Here is a 14,621-nt window from a genome sequence, read left to right on the forward strand (position 1 = left end):
CGCCGGGCACACCAGGAGCCCGGCACCCGGTGTCAGGGGCGGTCATGCGGCGATGCTAGGCACGCCGTGTCGCGCCGATCATGGGGCTTGCGCGAGAGCCGTCTCGTGTGCTTCTGACCGGGGCTGCGCGACATCAGGACGGACCTTATCCACAGTCCGGCATCCAACGATGCGTCATCGCATCGCGCATGAGAGTGTGGCCTCATGTATGGTCTCGGCGACTCGCATCCGATGATCTCGCCGGCCGTGCGCACCGGCCCCATCCCGGTGGTCATGCGATGACGACCGACCAGCAGACGCCCGATGAGCTGTCCGAGTTCGCCGATCTCATGCGGCGCGAAGAGGAGTTCCCCGGTGGCCGCTACGGGATCGACCCGAGAGTGCGACGGGCGCGTCGCCGCCGCGGCTGGATCATCACGGCCGTCGTGCTCGCCCTCCTGCTCGGGGGGTCGGGAGCCTACGTCGGCTGGGCGTTGACTGCTCCGCTCGCCGCCCCCGATGCCGTGGTGTCGGGCACGCCCGTGGTGGCGGCACCTGCTGCCGCCACTCTCGCCTTTCCGTCGCAGGGCGCGGCGGCCATCAGCATCTCGGGAGGCGACGCCTACCTCGGTCCGACCGCGAGCGGGATCTGGGCCACCTCCGGCACCGGAGAGGCGCGCTCCATGGCCAGCATCACGAAACTGATCACCGCGATGGTGATCCTGGAGGCGAAGCCCCTGGCCGACGAGAGCGACCCCGGGCCGACGATCACGTTCGACAAGACCGATCACGACCTTTACGACAAGTACTACGTGATGGGTGCGACGATCGCCCGCATGCCCACAGGCAGCACGATGTCGTTGCGCGACGCACTCGCCACCATGCTGATCCCGTCGGCCAGCAACTACGCCGAGGCCGTGTCGACCTGGGCGTTCGGCTCCCAAGGCGCGTTCGTCGACGCGGCGCGGAGGTGGCTCTCCGCCCACGGCCTCGCCGGCACCACCATCGTCGAACCGACCGGCATCAGCTCCCGCAACACCAGCACGCCCGCCGACCTCCTCACGATCGGCAAGCTCGCCATCGCCCATCCGACGATCGCGAGCATCGCCGCGATGCCTTCACTGTCACTGCCCGGTCCCGGCGGGATGTCGAACACGAACACCCTTCTCGGAGTCAACGGGATCACCGGGCTGAAGACCGGCAACCTGGGCGACGACAGCTACAACCTGCTGTACTCCGCGACGCTCGATGTGGGCGCGGCAGAGCCGCTCATCGTCGTCGGCGTCGCCATGGGCGGAGCGACCCGCCAGTCGGTCAACGGCGATGTGATCCGCACGCTCGACAGCATCAGGGCGGGCTTTCAGGACGTGCCCCTGGTCTCGCGGGGCCGGGAAGTCGGGTCCTACTCGACGCCGTGGGGTTCGACCGCGCGGATGATCGTGGCCGACGACGCATCGATCTTCACCTGGTCGGATACCCCGATCACGGCGACGATGCAGACCACGACCCCGAAGACGTACGAGGACGGCGAAGTCGTCGGAAGCATCACGTGGACAGCGGGTCCGAACACGACGACCGTCCCGCTCGAGATCGACGGAAGCATCAGCCCGCCGACCGAGTGGTGGCGCCTGACCCACCCCTCCGAACTCGGCGGCTAGGGGCTCCGCCCGCACGCGGGACGCTGCCGGCCGTTCGCGACGGCCGGCAGCGCGGGCTCACACCGTCAGGAGCACTTTCGTCGCGCGACGCTCGTCCATCGCCCGATAGCCTTCGGCCGCGTCCTCGATCGGCAGCGTCAGATCGAAGACCTTGCCCGGGTCGATCCGGCGGTCCCAGATCAGCTGGATGAGCTCGGGCAGGAAGCGGCGCACCGGCGCCGGCCCGCCGTGCAGGTGCACGCCTGAGAAGAACAGCTCGAGGCCGTCGAGCGACACGTCGTGCGAGACGCCGACGTAGCCGATGTGACCGCCCGCTCGTGTCGCGCGGATAGCCTGCATCATCGACTCCTGCGTGCCGACGGCCTCGATGACGCTGTGGGCGCCGTACCCGCCGGTGAGCTCCTTGATCCTCGCGACTCCCGCGTCGCCGCGCTCCTCGACGATGTCGGTGGCGCCGAACTCGCGGGCCAGCGCCTGGCGGTCGGCGTGACGGCTCATCGCAATGATGCGCTCGGCTCCGAGCTGCCGGGCGGCGAGGATGCCGAGCAGTCCGACGGCGCCGTCGCCGACGACGGCGACGGTCTTTCCGGGACCGGCCTCCGCGGCGACAGCGGCGAACCATCCGGTGCCGAGGACGTCGGATGCCGCGAGCAGCGACGGGACGAGGTCGTCGTCGGGCATGCCGGGCGTCGCGACGAGCGTGCCGTCGGCGAACGGCACGCGCGCGTACTCGGACTGCGTGCCGAGGGCACCCATCGGGTACGCATGGATGCAGCGCGACTGATACCCGGCCTGGCAGATCTCGCAGGTGTTGTCGGAGGCGAAGAACGATCCGACGACGAAGTCGCCGACCCGCAGGGTCTTGACGTCGTCGCCGATCTCGGTGACGACCCCGACATACTCGTGCCCCATCGGGGTGTGATCGACGTCGTCGTCACCCCGGTACGGCCACAGGTCCGACCCGCAGATGCAGGTGGCTGCGAGGCGGATGATCGCGTCGGTGGGCTCGACGATGGTCGGGTCCTCCCGGTCCTCGACGCGGATGTCCCCGGGTGCGTACATGACGACGGCGCGCATGTGGTTCTCCTTCGTGTGGGTCGCATCCAGTGAACTCCGTCGGCACAGCCTCAGCCAGGTCCGGCTCTGACCGGTACCGGCAGAACCCCCCTTCGCGCTGCTGCCTCACACGACCGCGAGGATGCGGCGATCCATGTCAGCCCACGGCCCGCATCGCCTCCGCGAGCGGGGCGTTGTGCGCGTCGAGGTGGGAGGCGATGCCGTCGCGCACCTCTGCGGGCTTGTTCTGGCTCAGCTTGGCGCGGGCGTCGAACCGTGTGACGCGCAGGCGCAGCCCGACGGTCCCCTTCGCGATGCGGCGGGTGCCCGACTCGTCCTCGGCGAGGCTGCGACCGTGGGGATGTCCCTGCTCGAAGTGGTCGGTGAGCTGCGCGAGCATGGCGTAGTTCGCCTCGTCGGAGAGGATCTCCGGCGTGCCGTAGAGGTGGGCGGTCACGTGGTTCCACGTCGGAACGAGATCCCCTGGCGCGTACCAGCTCGACGACACATAGTCGTGCGGCCCTTGGATGATGACGAGCATCTCGTGCTGCCCGAGCTCATGGAGCTCGTCGTCGGGACGCCCGAAGTGGCTGAGGACGACGATGTCGTCGGCTTGCTCGTCGAGGAGCACCGGATAGTGCGAGGCCACCAGCCCGTCGGGCGTGTGCGAGACGAACGTGGCCCACGGGTGATGGCGGATGAGCGCCTTCACCTGCTCGGGGTCGGTCATGAGGTATCGGGGCGTATGACGCATCAGGTGTCCTTTCGGGTGAGTCGGGTGCGGACGGCGAGGCCCGCGCAGGCGATGACGGCGAGTCCTCCAAGCACGGTGAGCAGGCCGATCCGCTCGTGCAGGAGGACGGCCGACCACAGGAGGCCGAGCACGGGCTGGACGAGCTGGACCTGACTGACGTGGGCGATCGGACCGATCGCAAGACCGCGGTACCAGGCGAAGAATCCCAGGAACATGCTGACGACCGCGAGATAGGCGAACGCCGCCCACTCGACCGCTGTCGCCGCGGGCGGCTGCTGCACGACGGCCACGATCGTCGCGACGATCATCAGCGGCGCGGCCAGCAGGAGTGCCCACGACACGGTCTGCCAGGCGCCGAGCTCGCGGGCGAGCAGACCGCCCTCCGCGTAGCCCATGGCGCACAGCAGCACCGCGAGGAACAGCAGCAGGTCGGCTTCGTCCAGTTCTCCGAGCCCTCCGTTCTGCAGCGATGCGAAGGTCATGGCCGCCACCGCACCGAGGCTCGCGAACACCCAGAACGACCTGGCCGGGCGCTCCTTGCCGCGCAGCACCGCCATCACCGCCGTCGCTGCGGGAAGGATGCCGATGACGACGACCCGCATGGCTGGCCGGCGCCGACGTGAGCGCGAACGACGTCAGCAGCGGGAACCCGACGACGACGCCCGCGGCGACGACCGCCAGCCGGGCCCACTGCCTGGCCGTCGGCGCGGGGACGGTGCTCGGACGCCGTCGGCGGGCGATCGAGAGGGCGAGCACGGCGAGGGCTGCGGCGACCACGGCGCGACCCGATCCGATGAACAGCGGCGACAGCCCACCGACCGCGGCGCGCGTGAACGGAAGGGTGAACGAGAAGGCCACGATGCCGAGCAGTCCCCATCCCAGACCATTGAGCCGGGGTAGCACTGTTGGCTCGTGGAGAGTAGCGCTACTCTGTTCTGTCATGAGTCAGGATAGCACTGCGCGGATGACCGCTGAGCTGCGCGCCTGGATCGCCGCGGCGCCGCCGGGAGCCCAGCTGCCCTCGAACCGCGCGCTGGTCGCGCGGTACGGTGCGAGCCCCGTCACCGTGCAGAAGGCCATGCGCCACCTCATCGGCGCCGGTCTGGTGGAGAGCCGCCCGGGGGTGGGGACGTTCGTGCGCGCGGTGCGGACCGCACGTCCCGCGGACTACGGCTGGCAGACCGCAGCCCTCGGCGCTCCCCCGGCGCGCGTATCGATGCTCTCCTCGACGCAGCGATCGGTGGCACCCGACGCCATCGGGCTGCACTCCGGGTATCCGGCATCCGATCTGCTTCCGGAGCGCGCGGTACGTGCCGCGATCGCCCGCGCGGCACGCACCCATGCGGCCATCGCCCGCTCGCCCGTCGCCGGGATGCCGGAGCTTCAGGAGTGGTTCGCCCAGGAGCTCTCCGGCGCCGCCCCTGCGGGCGTCACGCCCCCCACTGCCCGGGACGTGCTCATCATCTCGGGCAGTCAGAGCGGGCTGTCGTCGATCTTCCGCGCCGTGGTGGGTCCGGGACAGCCGCTCGTCATCGAATCGCCCACGTACTGGGGCGCGATGCTGGCCGCCGAGCAGGCCGGCGTCACCCTGGTGCCCGTCCCCTCCGGGGCGTTCGGCCCTGACCCCGACGAGGTCGATCGCGCGCTGGAGCGCAGCGGTGCGCGTGCGTTCTACGCCCAGCCCACGTTCGCCAACCCGACGGGCGGGCAGTGGCCGACCTCGACCTCCGACGCCGTGCTCGAGGTCTGCCGCCGGCGCGGGGCGTTCCTCATCGAGGACGATTGGGCGCACGATCTCGCGATCGACGCCGATCCGCGTCCGATCGCGGCGCACGACGACGACGGGCACGTGATCTACGTGCGCTCCCTCACCAAGAGCGTCTCGCCCGCACTGCGGGTGGCGGCCGTGATCGCCCGCGGACCGGCACGCGAGCGCATCCTCACCGACCGCGCCGCCGAGTCCATGTACGTCAGCGGGCTGCTGCAGGCGGCAGCGCTCGATGTGGTGACCCAGCCGTCGTGGCGCAGTCACCTGCGGGCGCTGCGCCCGCAGCTGCGCAGCCGCCGCGACCTCCTGCTCGACGGCCTGCGCGAGCACGCGCCCACCGCCCACATCGACTCCGTCCCCGCCGGCGGCCTCAACCTGTGGGCGCGCCTGCCCGACGGGGTGGACGCCGCGCGGGTCGTCCGCGAGTGCGAGGCGCGCGGGCTCATCATCGCGCCCGGCGACGAGTGGTTCCCTGCGGAGCCCTCAGGTCCCTACGTGCGCCTCAACTATTCGAGCGAAGCCCCGGCTCGCTTCCCGGAGGCCGCGCGCATCTTCGGCGAGGTGCTCGACAGCATCGGCGATTGACGCCGTCACCCGGTCGTTGAGCGAGCGAGGAACGAGCGATATGCACGTCTCCGTCGCCTCGCTCAACGACCGACATGCAGCATCCCCCGGTCGTTGAGCGAGCGAGGAACGAGCGAGACGAAACGCGCCGAGCCTCCCGCAGGGCTCGAGCGCGTTTCGTCTCGCTTCGCTCGCTCAACGACCGGAGAGCGGCATCCGTCCGCGAGCCGCTACTTCGACACGGTCACCTTGAGCGGTGCGCTCACCGTCGTCCCCGCCGCGTTGATGAACTCGACGGTGTAGGTGTACGTGCCCTTCGCCTTGCCCGTGATCGGGAGCGTCGCGCGCTGGGCGTCTGGCGAGGCCGCTGTCAGCGGGCCCGAGGCGACCTCGGCGCCGTTCTCGAGGAACCGGTACGAGGTGGCGTTCGTGCCCCACCACAGGTCCGCCGTGACGACGTACTTGCCGTCGCCGTCCTTATTGTCGGCCGAGAGGACCGGCTTCGCCGGTGCCGCGTCGGTGACCTTCACCGTGAGCGGCTGGGTCGCGGTCGTGCCCTTCGAGTTCAGCAGCTCGCCGGTGAAGACGTAGGTGCCGTTCGGAAGGTCGGCGATGTCGACGACCGCGCGCTGCGCGCCCGGCGTCATCATCGTGAGCGGCACCTTGGCGACGAGCTCACCGTCGCGGTAGAGCTTGAACAGCGAGCCGTTCTCACCCCACCACAGGTTCATCGTGACCTGGAATGTGCCGTCCTTGAGGCCGGTGTCCCAGCCGTCGTTCGACGAGAGCACGCCCTTGGCCGGAGCCGTCTTCGCGCCGTCGTCGGACGCGACCTCGGGAAGAGCGACGGATGCCGTGGCCACCGACCGCGCGCCCTCGCCGAGGACGTTCACACCGGCCACCTCGTACGCGTGCGTCGTGCCGAGCTCCAGCGCCTTCACCGTGCAGCTCGTGGCGCTGGTCTCGCATACGGCTTCGGTCCCACCGGCCTCATAGACGCGGTACCCGGTGAATCCCGGCCCGGTGAGGGCCGAGGCATCCCACGAGACGGTGATCGAGGTGTCGCCCGCGAGAGCCGCTGTCGCGTTCTGCGGCGCCCCCGGGAGCGTCTGGTCGGCGACGGCCAGCCACGAGATGACCGGCTTCTCACTGCCGGCTCCCTCGTTGGTCACCAGGTAGTCGACCGTGGCCGGCGCGGTGAGCGTGAAGGTGAGCGGGGCCGCGATCGGCGTGTTCGAGCCCGACAGCGGAACGCTACCCTTGGCGAGCTCCGTGCCACCGACCGACACCGTCTGGTACATCGAGCGGTTCACGCCCCACCACTCGGTGAACCCACCGGTGAGGGTGTACGTGCCCGCATCGAGCGGCAGCCGGTAGACGAGCTTCGTCGTGTCCTGGTAGAGACCCGTCGAGTACTTGTCGTTGATGTCGGTGGTGCCCTTCGTCTTCATGCCGTCGGCGACGTAGCCCCACTGGTCGGCGGCCGTCGAGACCTGGTCGACCTTGTCGTTGCGCAGGCTCACCGCGTCGGCGACCGCCGTGTACTGCGGCGAGGCCGCACCGCTCGTACCCGCGTCGATGTAGTACACCAGCGCCGGAGGAACGATCTCGAAGCCCGCCACGACCGCTTGATCGGTATCGGTCAGGCGACCGGTCACGGTGAGCTTGGCGTACTCGGTGCGGGGCTGCGCGGCGGACGCGGCATCCCACTCCACGGCCCGTTCGGTACCCGCGACGTCGACCGTCTCGGGCAGATCGTCCTCGACCCCGAGAGCGCCCTGCACCCCGAGATCGCGCGGCAGGCTCTGCACGTAGACCAGCGCGAGGCGGGCGTTGTAACCGCTCGTGCCGGTGGTGCCGAACTCGAGATCGACCACCGAGTCGGCGTCGATCGTCAGCGTCTGCGCCACCGGCGTGGCCGATCCCGTCGACACCGCGGTCTTCGTGGTCTCGGTGCCGGCGACCTTGACCTTGGAGTAGACGTTGGTCGTGAGGCCCGCGCGCGGCGCCTGCACGCCCACGATGTTGTACGAGCCCGCGGGCAGCGTGAGGTGGTAGGTGACGGGCTTGCTGAAGTCGGCGCCGACGTACGACGAGCCCCAATCCTGCGGCGTGCCGGCCGCCAGGGTCGTGGCGGACGTGGAGTAGCCCCACGTCTCGCCGGCCGTCGTGCCGTCCCACTTCTGGTCGCTCGTGTCGTTGCGCAGGTCGGGGAAGGATGCGACAGCGGCGGCGTACACCGATCCGTCCGGCGCACCCGAGGAGCCCGAGTCGATGAAGTACTCGAGGTCGGCCGGCACGACGAGGACCGTGGCGCTGAAGCGCTGGTACACACCCGACGACAGCTTCTCGGTCGAACGGCCCGTCGCGGCGAAGGTGCCGAGCTCGGCCGTCGTCTTCGCGGCGGCGACGGAGCCGAGGCTCCAGGTGACCTTCGCCTCGACACCCGCGAGCGTGAGCTCGGCCGGCAGCGTGCGATCGGTCGACGTGATCGACACCACACCGAGGCTGGTCACATCGGCACTGACGTCCTTGGGCGTCAGACCGTCGGCCGCGGCCGTGAGCCGTGCGGCGAGCGCCGCCGCGCCTTCGGCGTCGAGACCGTACGCCCCCGCATCGGCGACGGCGGAGGTCGCGTCGGCGAGCACCGCCGCGAACACGGCCCACGTCTCGGCGCTGTACTCGCTCTCGTCCAGGCCCATCACGGTGTCGATCGCGGCGGCGAGCGCCGTGGTGTCCACCGCGGCGGAGTCGGCGGTCGCCGTGATCACGCCCACGGCGTCGACATTGATCGATGCGTCGTTCGCGGTCTTGATGACGACGGTGTGCGCGGCATCCTCGAGCCCGCGGAGGATGAACGTCGTCCGCTCGCTTCCCGCGGCGAACGTGGGCGCCGCAGCCGCGATCGGCACACCGTCCACGCTCACATCGAGTGTCGTCGCCCCGCCGTTGGTGCCGATGATGTCGAGGCCGGTGCCGGTGAACGTGTACGTCATCGCGGCGCCCTTGGCCGTGCTCTTCGAGGCGGTGCGCTGCCACTCGAACATGCCCTGGCCGTTCACGTGGCTCCAGCTCGCATCGAAGGTCAGCACCGGTACGGAGCGGTCTTCCCAGCTGGTCTGGTGCATGCCGTCGATGATCGTGGCGTAGTACGGCGTGTACCCGGGCACGGTCTCGACCTTCAGGTTGTCGAACTGCACGAAGCTGAAGCTCGAGCCCAGCTGGATCCGGCCGGCGGCCTGCGGTGCGGCATCCGTGTAGGTCGCCACCTGCACGCCGTTGACGTATGCCGTGTAGACAGAACCGGCGACCTTGACCGCGATGTTGTTCCACACGCCCGCGCCGGTCTTGAAGCCGGCGGCCGGTGTGCTCGCGACCGAGCCGGTCGACAACGTGGCGCCGAAGCGCATGAAGGTCCAGCCGCCGGTCGGGTCGATCTTCAGCTCCGCGGCCGAGACGCTTTGGCCGTTGGCCGTGCCGCCCTGTTCGCGCGCGCCGATCGTCGCGTACTGCGATCCGGTCGCCTCGAACAGCACGTCCGACGAGACGGTGTAGTTCGTCCAGCGCGCGTCGCCGATCGTGGTCTTGGGGTCACCGGCGTTCCACGCTCCGCCCGCCATGCCCGGGCCCACCTGCTGGCGAAGCACCCGGTCGTGCGCGGCATCCGTGGTCGCGACGGACTCGAACGCACCGTTCGTGTCGTTCGTGTAGCGGGGCGTCGCGCCGTAGTCCTCGCTCTGCACCGCGGGCGTTCCCGCGGGCTTGGCCTCGGCGCCGCGGCTGTCGAGGTACGACTGGCCCGAATCGACCAGCTGGCCGGTCGCCGGGTCGTACCCCTCGATCGTGCCCTCTTCGCTGTAGTCGAAGTCGTCGGCGTAGATGAATTCGTCGTCGGTCACGCCGTTGACGTTTCCGCTCGCGTCGGTGTCGAGCACGTCGCGTCCGCCGTCGGCGTCGGTGTACTCCTCGGACGTGGGCAGCGAGCTGCCGTAGCCGTCCTTGGCGGTGAGAGCGCCGCCCGCTCCCGCCGTCGCGTGGTCCAGCGTCGTGACGGTGAGCGCCGACCACGGCTTGACCGTGACGGTGTAGGCGCCGTCGGCGGCGGGCGTGAGCTCACCGACAGGCTTCAGGTAGTTCGCGTCGTACGCCTGCCCCGCATCGGCGGCGCGGGTCTCCCAGAGCTCGGCGGTCTGATCGGACCCGAGGCTGAGGCCGTTCGCGACGATGCGATACGTCTTCGTGAATTTGCTGTCGTTGATGATGACCGTCGAGAAGTCCGACGCGTCGGGGGCTGCGAGGGTCGTGTACGACGCCCCGCCCGCACGCGCTCCGCTCGGCGGATTGCCGGTGCCGAGCTCGCTCTTCGAGGCCTGCGGGATGGCCCGCCAGATTCCGGCGGTGTTGTCGACGTTCTCCCACCCGAGCTTCGCGAACTGGGTGAACTGCTCGATCACGGCCAGACCGCCGTCGTAGTACATCCAGCCCGACCACGGGTCGCGGGCGTTGACGAGCTCCTTGGACGAATACTGGAACCCGTCGTAGAACGAGCCGATGGCGGGCTGGAAGATGTTCAGCGTCCGGCGTGAGGCGGAGAAGCCGGTGGTGACCCAGTTTCCCATCTCGAGCGCGCTGTTGGTGCCGCCGAACTGGGTGCCGACGCCGCCCTGCTCGTCACTGGCGTTGTTGTTGGGGCGGTCGGCCGAGCTCGAGAACGTCGACTGGCCCTCCGAGTTCCAGACCTCCTTGTCGAGCTGCTCGGCGATCTTCTTCATGTTGCCGGCGCTGTCATCGGCGCTGGAGTAGTGGAATCCGACGACGTCGACGGCGTCGCGCAGCGACGAGTCGGTGGCCGAGGTCATCGCGTTGCCGAACGACACCGGCGGCGTGCCGACCGTGTCGGCGGCGACGGTCTGGATGGCGTGGTAGAGGTTCTTCTCCTCGTCCGAGGCGAAGCCGTTGTTGGGGTCGGACGCGCCGGCGCCCTCGTATCCGGCGGTGTCGGCCGCGACCCAGGCGGAGAAGTTCTTGTACAGCTGGATGTTCGGGCTGCTGGTCTCGTTCGTGTCGGGGTTGATCGAGTCGACCATCACCCCGTACTCGCGGTACGCGGCCAGCACGGTGTTCTTGAACCAGATGTACTGGTCGGCGTCGTTGGCGACCCACGCCGGGCGGTTCCAGCGCAGGAGGCTGAGGTGCACGTCGCCGTGGGCGACGAGCTGCGCGTCGGCCGCGAGCTGGAAGCCCGGCTCGCGGTGCACGTTGGGATACTCGTCGCGCGTGCGCATGGTCGACGCGTTGGGGCCGGTCGAGGTGTTGCGGTCGTTGCCCATCTCGATCTTGACCGTGGTCATGATCGGGTGGTCGCCTCCGAAGAGCGTCTCGATCAGCTCCCAGTACTTGTCGGGATGCTGCGACTTGTAGTCGAGGAGGAGCGCGCTGGTCGAGTTGGCCGAGAGCACGCCGAAGCCCTTGAAGGTGAGCCCGTTCTTGTTCAGCGCGGCCGCCGCGACGTCGGCGCCGGTGACGTTCACCACGACCGGGTCGGTCACGGCCGCCTGCGCCATGGTCGGCACCGCGAGCGGGGCTACGATGACCGCGGCGGTCACGGCCGCCGCCAGCGCGATCCTCAGTCTCCGCGGTGGCTTCTGAGCGTCCTTCGGACGAGGTGTCCCTGCCTGCGACATCGCAGTCTCCGTTTCCCTGGGCTTCCCACGTGCGCTCGCGAACCCGGGCCGGCTTCGACGCACGAAAGGGCACAACCGCGTGCCCGCGACGAAATCCTGCAACGAGAGGGAAGGATGCCGGTACCGAACCGAACACACTTGATCACTCTTGAACCGACTCGAACACACTTGTACGCTGAGGCGATCATGGAGCCGCCCATCGATCCACCCGCCTTCGGCCTTTCGCGCCGCGAGCACATCCTCGACGAGCTGCGCCGGACCGGGTCGGTCCGCGTCGCCGAGCTCGCCCGGGAGCTGCGCGTGTCCGAGCTCACGATCCGCCGGGACATCGGCCACCTGGCCGACCGGGGCCTCGTCACCCGGGTCCACGGCGGCGCGACGCTGCGCAGCCGCCTCGACACGACCGTGCCCGCGTCGTCGGCGGGGGCGCCTATTCGCTTCCGCGTCGGCATGGTGGTGCCGTCGCTCAGCTACTACTGGCCGCACGTCATCATCGGAGCCCGTGCGGCCGCCACCGACCTCGGTGTCCAGCTCATCCTGCGCGGCGCGAGCTACTCGGTCGACGACCAGCGCCGCCAGATCTCCTCGCTCGTCGAATCGGGCAGCCTCCACGGCCTGATCGTGGCGCCCGAGACGCTCGGAGCCGACGGGCGTGCGCTGCTGCACTGGCTCGAGGCGCTGCCGATCCCCGTCGTGCTGGCCGAGCGCCGCGTGCCGTCGACGCTCGCGCTCACCAGCCTCGAGTGGGTCACGACCGACCACGTCTTCGGCGGCTCGCTGGCCGCCGATCACCTGGCCGCGCTCGGCCACCGCCGCGTCGGCATCCTCACCTCCGCCGGCTCCCCCACCTCGTGGCAGCTGCGCCGGGGCTGGGACCGTGCCGTGGCGGAGCTGGGCCTCGAGTGCCTCGTCGACGTCGATGCGACGCTCGACGCGCTGGACGGCGTGGCCCGCGAAGCCCTCATCGCCGACCTCCTCGGACGCTGCCGCGAGACCTCGACCACCGCCCTGCTGATCCACAACGACCCTCAGGCCGTGCTGCTGGAGCAGTACGCCCGCGACCATGGCTGGTCGATCCCCGACGACCTGGCGATCGTCGCGTACGACGACGAGGTCGCACAGAGCGCCGAACCCGCCATCACGGCGCTCCGCCCGCCGAAGCAGCAGGTGGGGCGCCTCGCCGTCGAGACGATGGTCGCGCGCCTCAGCGAGGGGGCGCGGCGCCCGGTGCAGCGCGTGCACCTCCTTCCCGAGCTGCTGCCTCGCGACTCGACGGTGCGCACCTCGCTCTGACGACGGCGGGCCCCTCCCCCCGATCGGATGCCGGCGGTGCGGCATCCGTGACCCGCCCGTTGCACTTGTCCTGCGCCTGTGTCCGAGCTCTGGTTCGAGCGTGGCGCCACTGTGGAACTCCTGTTACCGAGGTCTCCGTAGCGTCTTCATCAACGGAAAACACCTCGTCAGAACAGGAACCCGCACGATGAACACCACCGCTCTCCCGGCACCGGCCGCCGCGCCCGCTCGTTCGCGCAAGCGCATCCTCATCCCGCTCGCGGGGCTTCTCGTCGCCGGTGCCATCGCCGTGGGCTCGGGTGCCGACTTCGTCGCGAACTCGGTCAACACGAACAACGCGTACAGCACGGGCACGCTGGCACAGACGAACTCCAAGGCCAACACCGCGATCTTCAATCTGACCAACCTCAAGCCGGGCGACACGCTCAACGGCAAGGTCACCATCACGAACTCCGGCACGCTGCCCGCCGGCTTCACCCTCAGCGAGAGCGCCGTGAACGGCTTCGCCAGCAAGGACAACCTGACGCTCACGATCAGCACCGGCGGAGCCACCGTCTGGACCGGCACGTTCGGCGCGCTGACCACCGGCGCCCCCGTCGCCCTCGGCACCTTCGCCGCCGGCGAGGCGCGCGAGTACACCTTCAGCGTCACGCTGGCACAGTCGGCCGGCAACGAGGAGCAGGGCAAGACCGCCACCGCGACCTACACGTGGAACTCCACGCAGACGGCCGCCACGACGACCGAGCAGTGACCCGAGCTGGGGGAGGGGAACACGACATGAGCGCCGCGAGAACGTTCCAGCGACTCGGCAACGCCGCGATCACCGTCGCCGCGATCATCGCCACGATCGTCGCGGCGCTCATGTTCGTGCCCGGTCTCATGGGCCTGGACCGCTACGTCATCACGGGCGGGTCGATGTCGGGCACCTTCGAGCGTGGAGCGCTCGTGTTCGAACGCCAGGTCCCGGTCGCCGATCTCCGGATCGGCGACGTGATCACCTACCTCCCCCCGGCCGACTCGGGCCTCACCGAGCTGGTCACCCACCGCATCGTCGCCATCGACCCGAACCCCGGCGGCGGAGCCGCTCCGCTGCTGCGCACCCAGGGCGACGCGAACGCCGACATCGACCCCTGGACCTTCACCCTCGCCGACACGGTCCAGCCCCGCGTCGTGGGATGGGTGCCTGTCGTGGGGTGGGTCTTCATCGCACTGTCGGACACCCGCATCCGGATGCTCGCCATCGGCGTGCCCGCCGTCATCATCGCCCTGCTGTTCCTCCGCGACCTCGTACGCGGCGCCTCACGACGCCGCGACGAATCCGCTCCGGCGCCCGCCGCCGCCCACTGATCTCGCGGGCCGGCACTCGCCGCGCAGGCCCCACCGACCTTCCCGCACCGACCGACCCGACGGTCATCGTCCTCAGAGCTCCTCATGTTCCGCACCCGCGTTCCCGCACGCCGCCTGCTCGCGGGCGGCACCACCGGCGTCCTCCTCGCCGTCTCCGTCCTCCATCTGGCCGCGGCCGCCACCGGCGATCCCGGTCGGAATTCCGCCGCGATGGTCTCCGCCGCCCTCGGCGTCGCCGGACTCGTCACAGTCGGGCGACTGATCGCCGTCCGCTGCTTCGAGTCTCGGCTCGCGATCGTGCTGATCGGTGGCGCGACGCTCCTCGGCGTGTGGCTCACCCACACCATCGGCGCACCGGGTTCGGCACCCGTCTCGTGGAGCGCGCGCGATGCCCTCCTCACGGTGCTGGCCGCCGGTCTCGCCGCCTCGTGGCCCGCCACGGCGGCCGCTCGCACGGGAGACGCCTGCCGGCGCTGATTGTGGATGCGGTGAGGCCCTGCCGTGGCATGGCTGTAACC

9 protein-coding genes and 1 pseudogene are annotated in these 14,621 nt (G+C 70.0%); 6 read left to right on the top strand and 4 right to left on the bottom strand.

All coding sequences use genetic code 11. From position 1 onward, the window contains the following. Positions 1-278 precede the first annotated feature (278 nt). The gene (locus VIP82_RS12770; RefSeq protein ID WP_331909140.1) at positions 279-1,637 is read left to right on the top strand and encodes a D-alanyl-D-alanine carboxypeptidase family protein; all 1,359 of its coding nucleotides are present in this window, start codon (positions 279-281) and stop codon (positions 1,635-1,637) included. Positions 1,638-1,694: 57 nt separating this feature from the next. Here VIP82_RS12770 and VIP82_RS12775 read toward each other — a convergent pair whose 3' ends face one another. The 3 genes and pseudogenes from VIP82_RS12775 to VIP82_RS12785 all read right to left on the bottom strand — a co-directional run bounded on the left by VIP82_RS12775 (position 1,695) and on the right by VIP82_RS12785 (position 4,389). Beyond that, a complete protein-coding gene (locus tag VIP82_RS12775; protein WP_331909142.1) occupies positions 1,695-2,714 on the bottom strand; it encodes a zinc-dependent alcohol dehydrogenase family protein in 1,020 nt (339 codons plus the stop codon). 136 nt (positions 2,715-2,850) lie between these two features. Continuing rightward, a complete protein-coding gene (locus VIP82_RS12780) occupies positions 2,851-3,447 on the bottom strand; it encodes an FMN-binding negative transcriptional regulator (RefSeq protein ID WP_331909144.1) in 597 nt (198 codons plus the stop codon). After that, positions 3,447-4,389 (bottom strand): annotated as a pseudogene (locus tag VIP82_RS12785) (EamA family transporter). Before VIP82_RS12785 ends, VIP82_RS12780 begins: the two are co-directional and overlap by 1 nt. Between VIP82_RS12785 and VIP82_RS12790 the strand changes: the two are divergent. After that, entirely contained in the window at positions 4,388-5,800 is a 1,413-nt protein-coding gene (locus VIP82_RS12790) for an aminotransferase-like domain-containing protein (RefSeq protein ID WP_331909146.1), read from the top strand. The pseudogene VIP82_RS12785 and the gene VIP82_RS12790 sit on opposite strands and share 2 nt — an antisense overlap. Before the next feature lie 209 nt (positions 5,801-6,009). On the opposite strand, the gene VIP82_RS12795 is transcribed toward VIP82_RS12790, so the two are convergent. Then, positions 6,010-11,385: a chitinase N-terminal domain-containing protein gene (locus tag VIP82_RS12795; protein ID WP_331909148.1), complete on the bottom strand. Its 5,376-nt coding sequence runs from the start codon at positions 11,383-11,385 to the stop codon at positions 6,010-6,012. Positions 11,386-11,649: 264 nt separating this feature from the next. Here VIP82_RS12795 and VIP82_RS12800 point away from each other — a divergent pair, with 264 nt between their 5' ends. The 4 genes from VIP82_RS12800 to VIP82_RS12815 all read left to right on the top strand — a co-directional run bounded on the left by VIP82_RS12800 (position 11,650) and on the right by VIP82_RS12815 (position 14,580). After that, positions 11,650-12,756, top strand: coding sequence for a substrate-binding domain-containing protein (locus tag VIP82_RS12800; RefSeq protein ID WP_331909150.1), 1,107 nt, complete (start codon positions 11,650-11,652; stop codon positions 12,754-12,756). A gap of 187 nt (positions 12,757-12,943) precedes the next feature. Further along, positions 12,944-13,507: a TasA family protein gene (locus VIP82_RS12805; RefSeq protein ID WP_331909152.1), complete on the top strand. Its 564-nt coding sequence runs from the start codon at positions 12,944-12,946 to the stop codon at positions 13,505-13,507. Positions 13,508-13,533: 26 nt separating this feature from the next. Further along, positions 13,534-14,103 (top strand): signal peptidase I, encoded by a 570-nt coding sequence (locus VIP82_RS12810; protein WP_331909154.1) that lies wholly within the window; start codon positions 13,534-13,536, stop codon positions 14,101-14,103. 84 nt (positions 14,104-14,187) lie between these two features. Then, entirely contained in the window at positions 14,188-14,580 is a 393-nt protein-coding gene (locus tag VIP82_RS12815; RefSeq protein WP_331909156.1) for a hypothetical protein, read from the top strand. Positions 14,581-14,621 lie beyond the last annotated feature (41 nt).

The organism is Microbacterium sp., from assembly GCF_036566905.1.
Classification (GTDB): domain Bacteria; phylum Actinomycetota; class Actinomycetes; order Actinomycetales; family Microbacteriaceae; genus Microbacterium.